The organism is Streptomyces sp. NPDC054932, assembly GCF_053610205.1.
In genome coordinates this window covers 20,467-36,086 of sequence record NZ_JBSGXU010000002.1, presented here as the reverse complement: position 1 = coordinate 36,086, position 15,620 = coordinate 20,467, and the positions used below count along the sequence as shown (strand labels likewise).

At 70.0% G+C, this 15,620-nt stretch carries 16 protein-coding genes; 10 read left to right on the top strand and 6 right to left on the bottom strand.

All coding sequences use genetic code 11. From position 1 onward, the window contains the following. Positions 1-123: 123 nt before the first annotated feature. On the top strand, positions 124-492 hold the full coding sequence (locus ACWGE1_RS00885) for a cyclophilin-like fold protein (RefSeq protein WP_453418412.1): 369 nt from the start codon (positions 124-126) through the stop codon (positions 490-492). A 132-nt stretch (positions 493-624) separates the two neighbouring features. On the opposite strand, the gene hisC is transcribed toward ACWGE1_RS00885, so the two are convergent. After that, positions 625-1,704 carry a histidinol-phosphate transaminase gene (gene hisC / locus ACWGE1_RS00880; RefSeq protein ID WP_453418411.1) on the bottom strand — a complete coding sequence of 360 codons (1,080 nt, stop codon included), beginning with the start codon at positions 1,702-1,704 and terminating at the stop codon, positions 625-627. 361 nt (positions 1,705-2,065) lie between these two features. On the opposite strand from hisC, the gene ACWGE1_RS00875 reads away from it, so the two are divergent. The 3 genes from ACWGE1_RS00875 (at position 2,066) to ACWGE1_RS00865 (ending at position 5,712) form a co-directional block, all read left to right on the top strand. After that, positions 2,066-3,181, top strand: a complete 1,116-nt coding sequence (locus ACWGE1_RS00875; RefSeq protein ID WP_052870581.1) for a LacI family DNA-binding transcriptional regulator — start codon at positions 2,066-2,068, stop codon at positions 3,179-3,181. 286 nt (positions 3,182-3,467) lie between these two features. After that, positions 3,468-4,745, top strand: coding sequence for a metallophosphoesterase (locus tag ACWGE1_RS00870; RefSeq protein ID WP_453418410.1), 1,278 nt, complete (start codon positions 3,468-3,470; stop codon positions 4,743-4,745). Positions 4,746-4,893: 148 nt separating this feature from the next. Further along, positions 4,894-5,712: a hypothetical protein gene (locus ACWGE1_RS00865; protein ID WP_453418409.1), complete on the top strand. Its 819-nt coding sequence runs from the start codon at positions 4,894-4,896 to the stop codon at positions 5,710-5,712. 174 nt (positions 5,713-5,886) lie between these two features. Here the strand turns inward: ACWGE1_RS00865 and thiC are convergent, their stop codons facing one another. Then, positions 5,887-7,674: a phosphomethylpyrimidine synthase ThiC gene (thiC, locus tag ACWGE1_RS00860; RefSeq protein ID WP_453418408.1), complete on the bottom strand. Its 1,788-nt coding sequence runs from the start codon at positions 7,672-7,674 to the stop codon at positions 5,887-5,889. Between the two features lie 212 nt (positions 7,675-7,886). Here thiC and ACWGE1_RS00855 point away from each other — a divergent pair, with 212 nt between their 5' ends. After that, positions 7,887-9,425, top strand: a complete 1,539-nt coding sequence (locus ACWGE1_RS00855; RefSeq protein ID WP_453418407.1) for a YibE/F family protein — start codon at positions 7,887-7,889, stop codon at positions 9,423-9,425. A gap of 103 nt (positions 9,426-9,528) precedes the next feature. Here the strand turns inward: ACWGE1_RS00855 and ACWGE1_RS00850 are convergent, their stop codons facing one another. From ACWGE1_RS00850 to ACWGE1_RS00835, 4 genes are all read right to left on the bottom strand, one after another. Beyond that, on the bottom strand, positions 9,529-9,978 hold the full coding sequence (locus ACWGE1_RS00850; protein ID WP_399918864.1) for an SsgA family sporulation/cell division regulator: 450 nt from the start codon (positions 9,976-9,978) through the stop codon (positions 9,529-9,531). 97 nt (positions 9,979-10,075) lie between these two features. Further along, the gene (locus tag ACWGE1_RS00845) at positions 10,076-10,822 is read right to left on the bottom strand and encodes an IclR family transcriptional regulator (protein WP_453418406.1); all 747 of its coding nucleotides are present in this window, start codon (positions 10,820-10,822) and stop codon (positions 10,076-10,078) included. A 295-nt stretch (positions 10,823-11,117) separates the two neighbouring features. Further along, on the bottom strand, positions 11,118-11,345 hold the full coding sequence (locus tag ACWGE1_RS00840) for a DUF5326 family protein (protein WP_453418405.1): 228 nt from the start codon (positions 11,343-11,345) through the stop codon (positions 11,118-11,120). A gap of 143 nt (positions 11,346-11,488) precedes the next feature. Next, positions 11,489-11,806 (bottom strand): cupin domain-containing protein, encoded by a 318-nt coding sequence (locus ACWGE1_RS00835; RefSeq protein WP_453418404.1) that lies wholly within the window; start codon positions 11,804-11,806, stop codon positions 11,489-11,491. 89 nt (positions 11,807-11,895) lie between these two features. Here ACWGE1_RS00835 and ACWGE1_RS00830 point away from each other — a divergent pair, with 89 nt between their 5' ends. From ACWGE1_RS00830 to ACWGE1_RS00810, 5 genes are all read left to right on the top strand, one after another. Then, positions 11,896-12,276 (top strand): phage holin family protein, encoded by a 381-nt coding sequence (locus ACWGE1_RS00830; RefSeq protein WP_453418403.1) that lies wholly within the window; start codon positions 11,896-11,898, stop codon positions 12,274-12,276. An 11-nt stretch (positions 12,277-12,287) separates the two neighbouring features. Next, positions 12,288-12,779, top strand: a complete 492-nt coding sequence (locus ACWGE1_RS00825; protein ID WP_453418402.1) for a low molecular weight protein-tyrosine-phosphatase — start codon at positions 12,288-12,290, stop codon at positions 12,777-12,779. Beyond that, positions 12,776-13,951 carry a cystathionine gamma-lyase gene (locus ACWGE1_RS00820; RefSeq protein ID WP_453418401.1) on the top strand — a complete coding sequence of 392 codons (1,176 nt, stop codon included), beginning with the start codon at positions 12,776-12,778 and terminating at the stop codon, positions 13,949-13,951. Before ACWGE1_RS00825 ends, ACWGE1_RS00820 begins: the two co-directional genes overlap by 4 nt. A gap of 189 nt (positions 13,952-14,140) precedes the next feature. Continuing rightward, positions 14,141-15,046, top strand: coding sequence for a LysR family transcriptional regulator (locus ACWGE1_RS00815; RefSeq protein ID WP_453418400.1), 906 nt, complete (start codon positions 14,141-14,143; stop codon positions 15,044-15,046). 62 nt (positions 15,047-15,108) lie between these two features. Further along, positions 15,109-15,588 carry an NUDIX domain-containing protein gene (locus tag ACWGE1_RS00810; protein ID WP_453418399.1) on the top strand — a complete coding sequence of 160 codons (480 nt, stop codon included), beginning with the start codon at positions 15,109-15,111 and terminating at the stop codon, positions 15,586-15,588. The last annotated feature ends 32 nt before the right edge of the window (positions 15,589-15,620 follow it).

The window sequence follows — 15,620 nt, the reverse complement described above, 5'->3', positions numbered from 1 at the left end:
AGCAAGCGGGACACGCTTGTGAACGCGTTCACATTCACAAGCATTATGTCGCATCGCTCTCGGTCACCTTCGGGCGGGGTACCCCTCTAGCCAATCGATTCAACAGATTGTTGAATGCGGCTCATGCAGATACGAATCTCCTGGCCCGCCGGCCAGCTCACCGCAACCCTCGACGAGACCCCGACCAGCAAGGCGCTGGCCGAGGCCCTTCCGATCTCCGCCTCCGCCAACACCTGGGGCGAGGAGATCTACTTCGACACCGGCGTCTCCGTCGCCCTGGAGGACGACGCCCGGCAGGTCGTCGATCCCGGCACGGTCGCGTTCTGGACCGAGGGCGACGCCCTCGCGCTGCCCTACGGCCCCACACCCATCTCGCGCGGGGGCGAGAGCCGCCTCGCGAGCCCGTGCAACGTGCTCGGCTCGATCGACGGCGACCCCCGCCTGCTGTCCACCGTCCGCGACGGCGATCCCGTCCGCGTGGAACTCGCCTGAGCCACCCCGAAGCGGTCCGGACCGACCGGCCGGCAGCACATCGCCGGCGGACGGTGCGGCTCCGAACCGCCCGGAGCTGCCAGAGCTGCCGGAGCTCCGGTACTCCCGGAGCTCCCTGGATCCCTAGAGCTTCTAGAGCTCCTTGAAGAACGCCTCGGCCGTGTGCAGGAAGAGGTCGTTCGCCTCGGTCTCACCGATCGTGACCCGCAGGCCCTCGCCCGCGAAGGGCCGGACCACCACACCGGCCTTCTCGCAGGCCTCCGCGAACGCGGCGGTCCGCTCCCCCAGCCGCAGCCACACGAAATTCGCCTGCGTGTCCGGCACGGTCCAGCCCTGCGCGACCAGCGTCTCGCGGACCCGCGTGCGCTCGCCCACCAGCGCCCCGACGCGGCCCATCAGCTCGTCCTCCGCGCGCAGCGAGGCCACCGCCGCGTCCTGCGCGAGCTGGCTCACACCGAAGGGCACGGCCGTCTTGCGCAGCGCCGCCGCCACCGGCTCGTGCGCCACCGCGAAGCCGACCCGCAGACCGGCGAGCCCGTACGCCTTGGAGAACGTACGGAGCACGGCGACGTTCGGGCGGTCGCGGTAGAGCTCGATGCCGTCCGGCACGTCCGCGTCGCGCACGAACTCGCGGTACGCCTCGTCCAGGACCACCAGGACGTCCGAGGGCACCCGGTCCAGGAAGCGCTCCAGCTCGGCGCGGCGCACGGCCGTACCGGTGGGGTTGTTCGGGTTGCAGACGAAGATCAGCCGGGTCCGGTCGGTGATCGCCGCGGCCATCGCGTCCAGGTCGTGCACATCACCGTCGGTCAGCGGGACCTGCACCGAGGTCGCGCCCGAGATCTGCGTGAGGATCGGGTACGCCTCGAAGGAGCGCCAGGCGTAGATCACCTCGTCGCCCGGGCCGGCGGCCGACTGGATCAGGGACTGGGCCACACCGACCGAGCCGGTGCCCGTGGCGATGTGCTCGACCGGCACCCCGAAGCGCTCGGCGAGCTCGTTCACGAGGCCGGTGCAGGCCATGTCGGGGTACCGGTTGAAGTTCCCGGCCGCCGAGACCGCGCTCTCCAGCACCCCCGCCAGCGGCGGGTACGGGTTCTCGTTCGAGGACAGCTTGTACGCGACAGGCCCTCCCGCGGCAGCCGGCTTGCCGGGCTTGTATGTCGGAATGCCGTCCAGCTCGGCGCGCAGCTTCGGGCTCTTCTCGCTCACCGCAGGTCCTCCTCGACCGTCCCGTACGACGTCGCCGTCGACTCAATACTGCTCACCTTATGAGGATTCCGCCGTTCCGAGAATGGGGGCGCCTGGAATGCGGGGGAGCGCGCGCATATATGCGCGCGCCGGTGGCCTGCGCCGTGGCGCGCATCCCTCGTGCAGGTGAGTTGAGACCGGCCCGGGATCGCATCGTTTTGGCATGCTCGGGCCCGACGACAAGCTCCACACTCACCCTGAGCGATCAAACGCCTTCGTTTCCAAGGTCATTGGGGGTGGCGAACCATGCAGAAACGTGCCTGTCAACGCGTGCATATGCACCCGGACCACCCTCCCCACCGAGCCCTACTATCGGCTCGCCATGACAGCAGCAGGGAAGCATCAGGTGAGCCGGACCGAGACCACCCGGCGGGCCGCCGGCCGACAGGGCCGGGCCGGCATCAGGGACGTGGCCGCCGCGGCGGGCGTCTCCATCACAACCGTCTCCGACGCGCTCAATGGCAAGGGACGGCTGCCCGACGCCACCCGCCGCCACGTTCGCGAGGTGGCCGACCGGCTGGGCTACCGCCCGTCGGCCGCCGCCCGCACCCTCCGTACCGGCAAGTCCGGCCTCATCGGCCTGACCGTGACGACGTACGGGGATGAACCTTTCACCTTCACCGAATTCGCCTACTTCGCCGAGATGGCCAGGGCCGCCACTTCCGCCGCGCTCGCCCGCGGCTACGCCCTCGTCATCCTCCCCGCCACCTCCCGCCACGACGTGTGGTCCAACGTCGCCCTCGACGGCACCGTCGTCATCGACCCCTCCGACCACGATCCCGTCGTCACCGAACTGGTCCGCCAAGGTCTGCCCGTGGTCTCCGACGGCCGCCCCGCAGGCTCCCTACCCGTCACCGCCTGGGTCGACAACGACCACGAGGCCGCCGTGCTCGGCCTGCTCGACCACCTCGCCGCCGCCGGAGCCCGCCGGATCGGACTGCTGACCGGAACCACCACCGACACCTACACCCGGCTCTCCACGACCGCCTACCTCAACTGGTGCGAGCGCGTCGGCCAAGACCCCGTCTACGAGTCCTACCCGGCCCACGATCCGTGTGCGGGCGCCGTCGCCGCCGACCGGCTCCTCGCCCGCCCCGACCGCCCCGACGCGGTCTACGGGCTCTTCGACCCCAACGGCACCGACCTGCTCGCCGCCGCCCGGCGCTACGGCCTGCGCGTCCCCGAGGACCTGCTGCTCGTGTGCTGCAGCGAGTCCACCGTCTACGCCAACACCGAACCGCCCATCACCACGCTGTCCCTCAAACCGCGTCGCATCGGCACGGCCGTCGTGCAGCTCCTCATCGACGCGATCGAGGGAGTGAACACCGGGCGCCCCGTCGAACAGGTCGTGCCGACCGAACTCATCATCCGCACCTCGTCGCAGCGCAGGCAGCCCCGCACCACCGTCAGCCCGCCCCGATCCCCTGCGCAGGACTGACCCGACAGACCGTCCGGTCGGCCGGTCGAACGGCCGGCCGAGGACCGGCCGACGACCGACACACCACCAACCGAGCACTGACCGAGGACCGGCCGAAGATTTCAGCAACACCGATATCGGGCGAAAGCGGTAGGAACGATCGGCTCCGCACAGGATTCACCACCCCTGGTGCGTCACAGAGCGCGAGCCGCATTCCTATGATGGGCGCACGACATCACGGACCCTCCTCCCCGGAGGTCAGGAGGGTCCGCAGGTGTACGGCAGCGCGACGGTGGTGGAGGGGTCGATGACTCAGGGGGCCGGTCAGGGACCCGCGATGCGGACGGACACGCTGCGGGACTTCCGGGTTCCAGTTACCGAACCCGCCCTGTACGCCGTATCCACCGGGCTGCCCGGCGAGCCCCCCGTCTACGGCGAGTACCCGGCGTACTACGAGGACGACCGCCCGGCCGTCCCCCCGCAGCCCGGCTACCCGCCGCAGGTGCCCGCGCCCCAGCCGGCGGCGCCGCAGCCCGCCGCACCGCAACCGGCCGCGCCGCAGGCCCCGTACCCGGACACGCAGCACCCGGTACGCCCCGACGCCGAACCCGCGCACTCGATGTCCAAGGGCCCCGACGAGGGCGACCCCGAGGGCTACACGCCGACCTACCGGGACCTCCCGGTCATCGGCCGCAGCCCGCTCGGCGGCCCCGGCGACACCGTCCAGGTCCAGTACGTGCCCCAGGACCACGCCGCTGGCCCCGGCCCGCTCTACGTCGTCGGCGACGTCCACGGCTACCTCGACGAGCTCGTCACCGAACTCCGGGCCCAGGGTCTGATCGACGCGGAGCACCGCTGGTCCGCAGGCAACGCCCGCCTCTGGTTCCTCGGCGACTTCACCGACCGCGGCCCCGACGGCATCGGCGTCATCGACCTCGTCATGCGGCTCTCCGCCGAGGCCGCCGCCGCCGGCGGCTACTGCAAGGCCCTGATGGGCAACCACGAGCTCCTGCTCATCGGCGCCAAGCGGTTCGGCGACACCCCCGTCGTCTCCGGCGCCGGCACGGCCACCTTCCAGGCCGCATGGCTCCTCAACGGCGGCCAGCGCACCGACATGGAGCGCCTGCAGGACGTCCACCTGCAGTGGATGTCGCGCCTGGACGCGGCCGTCCTGGAGGAGGACCACCTGCTGCTGCACTCCGACACCACGGCCTACCTCGACTACGGCGACTCCATCGAGGACGTCAACGACACCATCCACGAGCTGCTCAACCGCGGCGACGCCGACATCACCTGGGACCTCTTCCGCAAGTTCACCAAGCGGTTCGCCTTCCGCGACGAGGGAAGCGGCCCGGCGGCCGTGCGCGAACTCCTCGACACCTACGGCGGCAGCCGCGTCGTGCACGGGCACAGCCCCATCCCGTACCTGCTCGGCGAAGTGGGCACGGAGGACGGCGACGAGTCCCGCGGCCCCGAGGCCGTGGACGGCCCGCACGTGTACGCGGAGGGGCTCGCCATCGCGATGGACGGCGGCGTGACGATGGCTGGCAAACTGCTTGTCGTACAACTCCCCCTGAGCGACTGAGAGCTTACGGAGAGGGGTATTTCCGGAAAGCCCCTGTCACGGCGTGGCGTGGGCGCTCTACCATCGCTCTATCCGTAGCAGGCTCTCCTCCGTTTGTGCCGGCGCCCGGGTCTACGCGGGCATACCGGCTTCTACGGAGCATCGGGGGATGCACATGACCAGCGCTCCGCACCTGCTGACCGAAGACCGGCCGGAGTTTGATCGGCTCGTCGACGAGGCGCTGCGCGCCGCGCACGAGCGGCCGGAACTCGCCACGCTCGGCGAACGACTGAATGCCGAACAGCTGCGCACCATGGCCCAGGGGGCCAGTGCACTGCTGGCGGCCGCGGCCGCCGCCGAGTACGACCACTACGTGAAGGTCCGCGAGGAACGACGCGACGAAGCACTGACCGGGCCCCGTACGACCGGGGACGAGGACGACGAGCAGGGCAGCGGTGGCGGGGCGGGCGTCAGCGCCGTGGTCGCGGTCCTCGCACCCGTCCTCGCGGGCACCGCGATGCTGATCTTCCTGCTCGTGGGCTACATCCTGAAGATGATCGAACCCGAACCGGCCTTCGCCGAAACCATGCTGACGGCGGGTTGGCTCTTCGGCGGGCTCACCGCGGTCGCCCTGCTCTTCGCCGTGATCGGACTGCTGGTGACGGCTGTCCGCAACAGTGCGACCGAGGTGGTGGCGGACGAGACCGAGGCGATACCCGACGAGGTCGCACGGGCCCGCGAGGCCTGGCGGCACGCCCTTCTGGAGCGCGGCATCGTGCCGTTCCTGCGGGACGCGCTGGCCGACCCGAGCGCGGGCCCCGGCTTTCCCACCCCCCGCACACCGGCGGCCGGCCGCATCCCCAACCTGGGGTACAGCAGGCCCGACTTCACCAGCCCGGGATCCCCTTCGGAGAGCCCCCGGCCCGGCTACACCCCTCCGGACTTCACGAGCCCGGACTTCGGCGGCCCGGACCACGAACCGGAGTAGAGCGCTCCTGCGCACCCCTGGATCCCCGGGCGGGCCGGTGGCACGACAGGGGTCCGCGCCGTGACACGACGAGGGCCCGCGACTCCCCCCATAGGGTCGCGGGTCCACATCGGTCGGCTCGGTCCGCTCGGTCGGCTCGGTCAGGCCGATCGGGTCGGGTCGGGGTCGGCAGGCTCAGTCGGCCAGCGGCAGGTAGACGCGGCTGCCCGAAGCGGCGAACTCCGCCGACTTCTCCGCCATGCCCGCCTGGATCTCCTCGGCCTTCAGGTCACCACCGTGCTCGCGGCGGATGTCCTGCGAGATCTTCATCGAGCAGAACTTCGGACCGCACATGGAGCAGAAGTGCGCGGTCTTGGCCGGCTCGGCCGGGAGGGTCTCGTCGTGGAACTCACGGGCCGTGTCCGGGTCGAGAGCCAGGTTGAACTGGTCCTCCCAGCGGAACTCGAACCGCGCGTCGGACAGGGCGTCGTCCCACTCCTGCGCCCCCGGGTGGCCCTTGGCAAGGTCCGCGGCGTGCGCCGCGATCTTGTACGTGATGACGCCGGTCTTGACGTCGTCGCGGTTGGGCAGGCCCAGGTGCTCCTTGGGCGTGACGTAGCAGAGCATCGCGGTGCCCCACCAGGCGATCATCGCGGCGCCGATGCCCGAGGTGATGTGGTCGTAGGCGGGCGCGACGTCCGTGGTCAGCGGGCCGAGCGTGTAGAACGGCGCCTCCTCGCAGATCTCCTGCTGGAGGTCGATGTTCTCCTTGATCTTGTGCATCGGGACGTGGCCCGGGCCCTCGATCATCGTCTGGACGTTGTGGCGCTTGGCGATCGTGTTCAGCTCGCCCAGCGTCTTCAGCTCGGCGAACTGGGCCGCGTCATTGGCGTCCGCGATCGAGCCGGGGCGCAGGCCGTCGCCGAGGGAGTACGTGACGTCGTACGTCGCGAGGATCTCGCAGAGCTCCTCGAAGTTCGTGTAGAGGAAGTTCTCCTTGTGGTGCGCCAGGCACCAGGCGGCCATGATCGAGCCACCGCGCGAGACGATGCCGGTCTTGCGGCGGGCGGTCAGCGGCACGTAGGGCAGCAGCACGCCGGCGTGGACCGTCATGTAGTCGACGCCCTGCTCGGCCTGCTCGATGACCGTGTCCTTGTAGATCTCCCAGGTCAGGTCCTCGGCGCGGCCGTCGACCTTCTCCAGCGCCTGGTAGAGCGGCACGGTGCCGATCGGGACGGGGGAGTTGCGCAGCACCCACTCGCGGGTGGTGTGGATGTTGCGGCCGGTCGAAAGGTCCATGACCGTGTCGGCGCCCCACTTGGTCGCCCAGGTCATCTTGTCGACCTCCTCCTCGATGGAGGAGGTGACCGCGGAGTTGCCGATGTTGGCGTTGACCTTCACCAGGAACCGCTTGCCGATGATCATCGGCTCGATCTCGGGGTGGTTCACGTTCGCCGGGAGCACCGCGCGACCTGCGGCGATCTCCTCACGGACGACCTCGGGGGAGACGTTCTCGCGGATCGCGACGTACTCCATCTCCGGGGTGATCTCGCCGCGGCGGGCGTACGCGAGCTGCGTGACGGCGGCGCCGCCACGGCCGCGGCGGGGCTGCCGGGGGCGGCCCGGGAAGACCGCGTCGAGGTTCTTGAGACCGCCGCGGGGCGAGGTGTGCTTGATGCCGTCGTCCTCGGGGCGGACGGGGCGGCCCGCGTACTCCTCGGTGTCGCCGCGGCTGATGATCCAGTTCTCGCGCAGCGGTGCGAGGCCCCGGCGGACGTCGGTCTCGATCTGCGGGTCGGTGTACGGACCGGACGTGTCGTAGAGCGTCACGTCCTTGCCGTTGGTGAGGTGGACCTGGCGGACCGGCACCCGGAGGTCGGGGCGGGAGCCCGCCAGGTATCCCTTGTGCCAGCCGGGCTGGCGCTCGGTCCCGCCGTCGGCGTCCTGGCTGACGGCAGGCGTGCGTGCGTCCTGAATGGTCATGAGACCTGATCTCCCTACGCCGGCATTACCCGGTAACAGGTTCGGCGGTCGACGCAGCCTCTTCCCGTACGCATCAGTGATGCCCGTACGGTGATCAGCGTCCTCTCAGCCCGGTGCTCCGAGCTCCCGCGTTGTGCAAAGGTGCCCCCACGCTAGCGTCATCCATGGCGTGCTGAACAGTGGGCCCCCTCATCTCTTGCGATGATCTGCTGGTGACGCCCTCGCCGCAGCCCCCCACCGAGCCCACAGAGACCCATGGCCACAACGGCCACGAGCATGCGAGCCCCGGGGAGCCCACCGGGCACTCGCCAGGGCACTCGCCAGGGCACCTCGCCGGTCCCGCCGACGGGCACTCCGCCGGTCACGTACCGGGACCGTCCTCGGGTGACGGCTCGGGTGACAGCTCGGGTCACGGATCGGGTCACGGCTCAGGTCACGGATCGGGGCACGGCTCGGGACATTCCCACGGCCACAGCCACAGTCACGGCCCGGCGGCCCCCGTCTCGAAGCATCTGCGCAAGGTCATCGCCGCCGTACTGATCCCCTTCGCCGCGGCCGTCTTCATCGGCATGGTGGTCCTGTGGCCGGGCGGCGCCCCCGGCCACGAGCGCACGGGGGTGGGCTTCGACCGGCAGACCCAGCAGGGCGTGGTCACCGCGCTCGAACAGGTCGACTGCAAATCCGTGAACGCCGCGCAGGTGCCGACGACCGCGAACCCCTCCACCCCCGAGGGCCGCGAGGCGCAGGCCGCGCAGACCGGTGAGTGCAAGAAGGCCACCGTCGAGGTCACCAGTGGCCCGGACAAGGGCCGCACCTTCGTGGAGATCGTCCAGCCGGGCGCGCCACGGCAGCTGGAGGACGGCCAGGAGGTGGTGGTGGCGTACGCGCCGGACGCACCGCGCGACCTCCAGTACTCGGTGATCGACGTGAACCGCAAGCTCCCGATGATGCTGCTCGCCGGCATCTTCGCGGTCGCGGTCGTCGTCGTCGGGCGGATGCGCGGGCTGTTCGCGCTGATCGCGCTGGTGGTCAGCTTCGGCGTGCTGACCCTCTTCATCCTCCCGGCCATCCTGCAGGGTTCGACCCCGCTGGTCGTCGCGGTGGTCGGGGCGAGCGCCATCATGCTGATCGCGCTCTACATGTGCCACGGGCTGACCGCCCGTACCTCGGTCGCCGTGCTCGGCACGCTCGTTTCCCTGCTGCTGATCGGGCTGCTCGGCTCGGTGTTCATCGACTGGGCGTTCCTCAGCGGCAACACGGACGACAACACGGGGCTGATCCACGGGCTGTACCCGGACATCGACATGAGCGGTTTGCTGCTCGCAGGCGTGATCATCGGATCGCTGGGCGTACTGGACGACGTGACGGTCACCCAGACTTCGGCAGTCTGGGAACTTCGCCAGGCGGACCCGTCGATGGGGCCGCGCGCCCTGTACCGGGCGGCGATCAGGATCGGCCGCGACCACATCGCATCCGTGGTCAACACTCTGGTGCTGGCCTACGCGGGTGCCGCGCTGCCCCTGCTGCTGCTGTTCTCGATCGCGAACAGCAGCATGGGTTCGGTGGCCAACAGCGAGCTGGTGGCGGAGGAGATCGTACGTACCCTCGTGGGCTCCATCGGGCTGGTGGCCTCGGTGCCCGTGACAACGGCGCTGGCCGCGCTGGTGGTTTCCGCCGACCGACCGGGATCCCCGGCCGCCGTCCCGGCCACGGGGCCGGTCCGCGGCCGGGGCCGGCGGCGCAAGCGCTGAACGGTGCGTGCGCGGCGGGCAGGTCGATCGATCCGAAGGTCGGTCCGCCGGTCAGTCGGTAGGCAAGCAGGTCAGTCGACCGCCGGGACGGTCGGCCGGCCGGTCAGCCGGCGTTCTGCTCGTTCTGCCGCGATTCGGCGAGGATCTTGCCGAGGGCCTCGTCGAGGTTCTCCTCGAAGTCGCCCAGATTGCGCTCCTGTCCGAGCGGAACGATCCGGTCGGTACGGTCGAGGAACGCGACGAGCGGCGCGGCGCTGGCCCGGAACAGGGCCCGGTCACCGCCGACCTGGAGCCGGATGTGGACGTCGGACAGATCCTCGGGGTGGGTCGGGGCGATGTGCACATCGCCGTCACCGCATGGCTTGTTGATGCCGTCGAGGAGGAGCTCCCGGCCGAACGCCCAGGTCACGGGCGCGTCTCCGGGAAGGTGGAAGGTCAGGCGGACCGCGTAGGGGTCGCGTGCGTCGTACCGGAGTTCCACCGGAATCCGGAACGAGAGCTCCTCGGAAACGAGGAAGCTCATCATGACCTCTGCCTGTACCGACTCGCGCATTGACTACCCCGCTGTAGTTGAAGTGGCCAGGAATGATCCCCCAGGACCCACTTGACAAGAGTGGTGGAAGCGGTAGCAGATCACAAGGAGTGAGTTTTCAGATACTGATAGAGAACGAGAGGGTGCTCAACAGCGCGCCTACTTCACTCCGTAGTCGATTGACTACATACAGCAATCGATCTTCTTGGTGGAGAGGTAGAGAAATGGCCATCGTCGCGACCGCATCGCCGGCCGTAATGGGGATGGCGGCACAGATGGTGCCGAGGGCATATTCCTGACGTTCGATCACCGGCTGCATTCGCCCCAGAGCCCCGATCCGGTTTTCCAGGGACCGCAGATCCCGGACGGTATAAGGGGTGATGGCCTCGACCGGATGACGGTCGTAGTACTCCTTGCGCGTCTTCTCGTCGAGCTGTCCGAGCAGGCACTGCCCGATGGCGTGCGCATGTCCGGTCGCGCGGAAGTCGGCCCACTCCTCGCAGGCCGGGCTGGCAGGAGTGTCCGAGACACCCACGACCTCGATCTCACCCTCGCGGTAGACCGCGAAGTAGACGGGGGCCCCGATGGTGTCGCGGAAGTGTGCGAGGGAGTCGAGGATCATGGTGCGACGTTTCTGCTGGAGTCCCCCACCGGCGAGCCGCTCCACGGCCTCGCCCAGTACGAACACTCCGCTCACTCTGCGCAGGTAGCCCTCGTGCGTCAGAGTGCGCAACAGGTGGTACGCAGTGGGAAGCGGGAGCCCGGCCTCGCGCGCCAGCTGTTTCGCCGGGGCTCCCTCGCTATGGGACCCGGCCGCTTCGAGCAGCCTCAGCGCGCGCTGCACCGAACCGATCAGAGTCGGCACACCGGCATTGTGAACCGGAGACAAAGCTCACCCCCAGGCGTGGCGGCGGGCCTTGGGGGAGGCCCGCCCTGCGGGGGCCGCCCCCGCGCGTGCCGTGGCTCCTGGGGGTCGTACTCAGCGGCTCGTTTGGATCGCCGCAGGTCAGCGCGGCAGGGCGGAGCGGTGGTAGCGCCTTTCGGTGCCCAGGGAACGGCACAGATTGCCACTCTATCCACCGTTTCCGGGGAGGTGAGCCGTTTAGTGCGTCATGTTCCCTCGCCTGGCTCAATCCCGGATCCGGCCCGCCCGCCCCCGGCTACCACTCGCTGGAGGAGGACTTCGATCCGCCGCCGCTGAACTTCTTCACGACGAAGATCAGGCCGCCGACGAGACCGACGAAGAGGAGCAGCTTGAAGACGAGCCCGATCAGCGCGCCCAGGATGCTGGTGATCACACCGCCGAAGACGAAGAGCGCCAGCAGCGGCACCGCGATCCACTTAACCCACCAGGGCATACCTGCGAATGTCCGTCGGATGCCGTCCATGTCCTCGACCTCTTCCTCGTCCGTTGCTTCCTGCTCCCGATGCTAGGAGTCCGCGGCCTCGCAACGGGGCCCGCGAGCCCTCGGAGTCCCCTGATCCGCCCCCTAGGGGGATCAGGGCCTCGACCCTCATCCGCCCGCCCCGATCAGCCCTCCGGCGGGGAGAACACCACCATCACCTTCAGGTCCTCGGTGATGTGGTGGAACTTGTGCGGGACCCCTGCCGGGACGTAGACGACGCTGCCGCGCGCCACGGTCGTCGTCTCCTCCCCGACCGTGATCGAGGCCCGCCCGCTGACGACGAAGTACACCTCGTCCTGGCGGTGCGGCAGCTGCGGATCGATCTGTCCGGCGTCGAGCGCATAGAGCCCGACCGACATGTTCCGCTCGCGCAGAAACTGCAGATAGGCGCCGTCATTGGCGGCCCGCTCCGCTTCGAGGTCGTCAAGCCGGAAGGCTTTCATCGTCGTTGCGCCCCTTGTACTCGATCGTTCCGTCGCATCCGCTGATCTGCGGATGTCCCACCGGGATCTTCTCTGCCACGATCAGACACATGACGAATTTCGTAGTCAAGACGCTCGCCAACGCGGCGGCCCTGGCCGTTGCCATCTGGCTGCTTTCCGGTATCACCCTCGACGACGGCAGCAGCATGGGCCGCCGGACACTCACCCTGATCCTGGTCGCGCTGGTCTTCGGCCTGGTCAATTTGCTGGTCAAGCCCCTGGTGAAGCTGCTCTCGCTGCCGCTGTTCATCGTCACCCTCGGCCTGTTCACCCTCGTCGTGAACGCCCTGATGCTGCTGCTGACCTCCTGGCTGGCCACGCAGCTCAACCTCAGTTTCCACGTCGACGGCTTCTGGACCGCGCTCCTCGGCGGCCTGATCATCTCCATCGTCTCCTGGGCCGCGAACATGGTCCTGCCCGACAAGAACTGAACGGGTCGGCCATGTACCGCGTCTGCTTCGTCTGCACGGGCAACATATGCCGCTCCCCCATGGCCGAGTCCGTCTTCCGCGCCCACGTGGCGGCGAACGGGCTCGACGCACTGGTCGAGGTCGACAGCGCCGGAACCGGCGGCTGGCACGAGGGGGACGGTGCCGATCCGCGCACCATCGCCGTCCTGGAGGCGGCCGGCTACGAACAGGACCACCGGGCCCGCCAGTTCCGCTCCTCCTGGTTCGCCCGCCTGGACCTCGTCATCGCGCTCGACGCCGGGCACCTGCGGGACCTGCGGGCACTCGCGCCCACTGCGCAGGACGCCGCCAAGATCCGGCTGCTGCGGTCCTACGATCCGGCGGCCACGGCCGCGGAGACCGACGTACCGGATCCCTACTACGGATCGCTCGACGGGTTCGAGGAGTGCCTGGAGCTGGTCGAGGCGGCGAGCCCCGGTCTGTTGGAAGCCGTACGCGACGCCGTCAAGGAGCACACCACGTGAACGAGTACGCCCCCCAGGAGACCGGGCCCGCCGGCCCGGCCCCGGCCCCGTTCGGCGACGGCACCCGGGCCGTCCGGGCCGGACTGCCGGACCCCGTCAAGAACGAGCCGCCCCTGCCCGGACCGGTCTTCGCCGCCCACTTCCACCTCCCGGGCGATGTCGAAGGCCCGTACGCGTACGGCCGCGACACCAACCCCACCTGGACCCTGCTGGAACGGGCCATCGGGGAGCTGGAGGCCCCCGGTGAGGACGTGCACACCATCGTCTTCGCCTCCGGCATGGCGGCGGTCTCCGCCGTCCTCCTCTCCCAGGCCCGCAGCGGCGACACCGTGGTCCTGCCCGACGACGGCTATCAGGCCCTGCCCCTGCTGCGGGAGCAGCTGGAGGCGTACGGGATCCACGTGCGCACCGAGCCGACCGGCAACGACGCCCAGCTCTCGGTCCTCGACGGAGCCCGGCTGCTGTGGATCGAGACCCCTTCCAATCCCGGGCTCGACGTCTGCGACGTACGCCGCCTCGTGGATGCGGCGCACACCGGCGGGACCCTGGTCGCCGTCGACAACACCCTGGCCACCCCGCTCGGGCAGCGCCCCCTGGAGCTGGGGGCGGACTTCTCGGTGGCGAGCGGCACCAAGGGCCTGACCGGCCACGGGGACGTCCTGCTCGGGTACGTCGTCTGCCGCGATCCGGAACTCGCCGCCCGGGTCACGCGGTGGCGCAAGATCGCCGGTGCGATCCCCGGTCCCATGGAGGCCTGGCTCGCCCACCGTTCCCTCGCCACGATCCAGCTGCGGGCGCAGCGTCAGTGGGCCAACGCACTGGCCGTGGCCGAGGCTCTGACGCACCGGAGCGATGTGAGCGGGCTGCGCTACCCGGGCCTGGCCACGGACCGGTCCCACAAGACGGCCGCCCTGCAGATGCGGGGCTTCGGCTCGGTCGTCTCCTTCACCCTGCCCGACCGCGCGCACGCGGAGCGGTTCATGGCCGCCCTGCACCTGGTCGAGGACGCCACGAGTTTCGGTGGAGTGCGGTCCACCGCCGAGCGGCGCGGACGCTGGGGCGGAGACGCAGTGCCGGAGGGCTTCATCCGCTTCTCCGCCGGGGCCGAGGACACCGATGACCTGGTCGCGGACGTGCTGCGCGCCCTCGACCGCGCAGGTGGCAAGGGCTGAGGCGGGGTCGGCTTCCAGCCGCGTGCAAGCGGTCCGAGCCTCCCCCCTAGTGGCTCGGACCGCCCCGGGTTCCGCGCGCGAAGAACCACGCGACAAGGCTAATTGACTCTGCGTCAGAGTCCAATCACGGTAACGACAGGGACCTATCTGCATATTTATAGTTGAAGGCCCCCACCGAGAGGTGCAGCGATGGACCTGACCCTGCTGCGCACCTTCGTCGCCGTCCACCGGGCCGGCTCGTTCACGCGCGCCGCCGCCCTCCTCGGACTGTCCCAGCCCGCCGTGACCTCGCAGATCCGCACTCTGGAGCGCCAGCTGGGTCGCCCGCTCTTCCATCGCCGGGCCCGTGGCGTCACCCCCACCGCCATCGGCGACGAGCTGGCCCACAAGGCCGCCCCGCACCTGGACGCCCTGCTGCGGATCACCGAGGCGGAGCGGGAGGCCGCCGGCGCGTTACGCACCCTCCATGTCGCCGGGCCACCCGAGTTCCTGTGCCTGCGCGTGCTGCCCGCCCTCGCGCTCCTCGTCGGCCAGGGCCACACCCTGCGCGCCGCGCCCCAGACCGACGCCGAGGCGACCCTCGACGGGCTCGCCGCGGGCCACCACGACCTCGTCGTCACCACCGCCCACCCACGGGGCGGGCTCTTCACCGCCACTGCCCTGTGCGACGAGGAGCACGTCCTGGTCGCCGCGCCCTACTGGGCCGCCCTCGTCGACGGGGACCGGCTGCGCGAGGAGGGTCCCGCCGAGCTGGACGGCATCCCGCTCGTCGAGGTCCACGAGAGCCTGCCGCTCGTCAGCCGCTACTGGGCCGCCGTCTTCGACACCCTGCCCGATGCCCGTTCCCTTGCCGCCACCGTGGTCGTGCCCGACCTGCGGGCCGTACTGGAATGCGTCGGGGCCGGCGCAGGGCTCGCCGTCCTGCCCCGCTACCTGTGCCAGGACGCCCTCGACAGCGGTCGGATCGTGGCTCTGGCGGAGCCTTCGGTGCCGCCGCTGCGCACCTGGTTCCTGGTCGTGCGGACCGGGAGCCTGGCCCTCGCCCACCTCGCCCGGGCGCACGACCGGCTGCTGGATGCCGCCGTGCGCTGGTGAGCCCCGGCCATTTCCGGCCCGTGGCGCGTTTCAGAAGCGGAGCGGCGGGCCACTCTTCTCCCATGACCGAACGTCCCGTGGTCAAACGCACCGCCCGCGCGATCCTGCTCGACGGTGACGACCTGATCCTCATCAAACGCACCAGGCCCAGCGTCGATCCGTACTGGCTCACCCCCGGCGGGGGAGTGGAGCCCTCGGACGCCACCGTGGTCGACGCCCTTCACCGGGAGGTCCACGAAGAACTCGGCGCGAAGATCACCGATGTGGTGCCCTGCTTCGTCGACACCGTCGAGCACATCGCCGACAGGGGGGTGACCGGCGTGAAGGTGCAGCACTTCTTCGTCTGCCGCCTCGAATCGATGGACCCGAGCCTTCGGCACGGCCCCGAAATCGACGAGCCCGAGGGGGAGTACGAGATCGTCCGCGTGCCCTTCAGCCGCGTGGGCATCGCCGCCGTCCATCTCGTCCCGCTGTCCCTGCGGCACTACCTCGACGGCAACATCGAGGGTGTCCGCGCCATGCACGCTCCCGACCTGGGCTGAGTCCGGGCTGAGACCGGCGGCTTCCGTCCGGT